Source organism: Hydrogenophaga sp. L310, from assembly GCF_055703065.1.
Genome location: NZ_JBVPZA010000042.1, coordinates 1 through 1,878 on the forward strand (window position 1 = coordinate 1; position 1,878 = coordinate 1,878).

Consider the following 1,878-nt stretch of genomic DNA (forward strand, 5'->3'; position numbering starts at 1 on the left):
CATGGTCTCGTGTGCAAATGGTGGGCGCCCCGTGCTGGCAACCGGCGCGGCCGCTGCAATCAGCGCAATGAGTTCGCGCCACGGCACCACCAGCTCCATCTCGTCGAGGAACACAGCCTTGCGCGTGCGCCTCGTGCTCAGGTTCAGTCCCAGTTCCGCTTGTTTCTTCATGACGCCATTGTTCCTCGCCTCGCACCTTCAGACCATCGGGGACTGCACGGGGTTTTGAACACAATCCTTAACAATGCGTTTGATGCTGCACCCATCATCACGCTGACCAATGGCAGCGTCACTGCCGGTGAGGATCTCGCGAATTTCGGTGTTCCACGCGGCCTGACACTGATGGCTGGTCTCGCTGGGAATGGACCGGGGCCTGCGGGCGGCACCGTTCAATTTATCAATGGCGGTTTGGCGGCTCAATGCCGTTTTGCATGGAACTTGACCTTCAACTCCGATGCGTGGTGAGGCCTGCGAAGCGCGGCGCTGCGTGCTCGAACGGGTTGGCTGGAAGGTGCTTGAGCTTGGACAGGCGCAGGTACGCAATGGCGATGAAGTTCCTGCTCGTTCTGAATCCGCGTGCGGCCCGCTTGGCGTTTTGCATTAGCCCATTCATGGCCTCCACAAACGCGTTGCTGCGTCCTTGCTGCATGCCCGCGATGACGCCTTCAAAGTGCGTCTTGAGCGTGCGTGCGAGCCGCTTGAAGGGCTCCAGGCGCGAGCGCATGGCCCAGGCGATCCAGCGCCCAAGTCCCGTGCGCGCCACCTCCTCGCTCTGACTGTGCGCCGCTGTCTCATACACCTCCCGCAGCGCCCCCTTCATGCGCCAGGCCCGTGCGCTTTGCAAGTTCGTGCGCTGCAGGGCGTACATCGCCTGTATGTGCCGCTGATTCCAGCTCGCATGGTGCGTGCGCATGGCCCAGCTCAGACTGCGCCTGCTGGCGCGGTCCAGCTCGCCCAGCGCTTGCGCCACGGCGTTGGGTCGGCTTTTGAATTCGGCCGCGCGCACCTCATCCATGGCCTTGCCCGCCAGTGCCGCCACATGAAAGCGGTCATAACAGATGGCCGCCTGCGGCAGTTGCTGCTGTGCCCCCTTCAGGTAGGCCGCACTCATGTCCATGCTCACATGGCTGATCGCCTGGGCGCTGCCGCCATGCTCGGACAGGTCTTTGGTGAAGGCATTGACCGTCTGGTGATCGCGTCCCTCGGTGACAAAGAGCAGGCGCTTTTGCTGCAGATCGTGCACGGCCGTGACGTATTCGTGGCCCTTGCGCAGACTGGTCTCGTCAATGCCGATGTGGCGCACGCCGCTCATGTCGTCCTTCTGACGCGCAAGCTTGACGTAGTGGTCAATGCGCCGCCACAAGGCTTTGGCGTCGGCGCGCAGGTGACGGGCCGCGTGGGCCACGGGCAGTTCTTTGCACAGGCTCAGCGCCAGCGCTTCAAACAGCAGCGTGAAGCCGCTGCCCTCGCGCGCCCAGGGCACCGGCACCTGGCTGGTCTTGCCGCAGGCGGTGCAGGCTACGCGGGGTATGGCCGCGTGCAGCCAGGCCTCGAACTGGAAGAAATCCAGATGGCGCCACGATCGCTCAATGCTCTCGTGGATGCCTTGATCGGGTGCGCCGCAGTGTGGGCAGGTCAGACGCCGCTCGGTGCAGACCACTTCAAAGTCAATGCGTTTCTTGGCGGTGCTCAACTCGGCGCGCTCGACACGCCAGGGGGCTTGCAACCCAAGGGCTGCGGTGAACAGGGCTTCGGTGCTCAGGCTCATGGTCGGTTACGAAGTTGTCAGGGTGGCGGCAACCAGAGTATCCAGCAACCTCACTCACTCACCACGCATCGGAGTTGAAGGTCAAGTTCCATGCAAAACGGCATTGAGCC

The 1,878-nt window shown here is 63.0% G+C and carries 2 protein-coding genes and 1 pseudogene; 1 reads left to right on the forward strand and 2 read right to left on the reverse strand.

Features of this window, described 5'->3' with window-relative positions:
• Positions 1-171: pseudogene (locus tag AC0GNO_RS23825) on the reverse strand (IS5/IS1182 family transposase); the annotation flags it as partial.
• A 54-nt stretch (positions 172-225) separates the two neighbouring features.
• On the opposite strand from AC0GNO_RS23825, the gene AC0GNO_RS23830 reads away from it, so the two are divergent.
• Positions 226-465 (forward strand): hypothetical protein, encoded by a 240-nt coding sequence (locus AC0GNO_RS23830; RefSeq protein WP_472905757.1) that lies wholly within the window; start codon positions 226-228, stop codon positions 463-465.
• Here AC0GNO_RS23830 and AC0GNO_RS23835 read toward each other — a convergent pair.
• Positions 446-1,768, reverse strand: coding sequence for an ISL3 family transposase (locus tag AC0GNO_RS23835; protein WP_472905210.1), 1,323 nt, complete (start codon positions 1,766-1,768; stop codon positions 446-448). The two genes, AC0GNO_RS23830 and AC0GNO_RS23835, sit on opposite strands and share 20 nt — an antisense overlap.
• Positions 1,769-1,878: the final 110 nt, after the last annotated feature.

Bases quoted from the DNA above. Each gene is read 5' to 3' on its own strand.
- AC0GNO_RS23835 (WP_472905210.1), bottom strand. From the start codon at position 1,768: ATGAGCCTGAGCACCGAAGCCCTGTTCACCGCAGCCCTTGGGTTGCAA.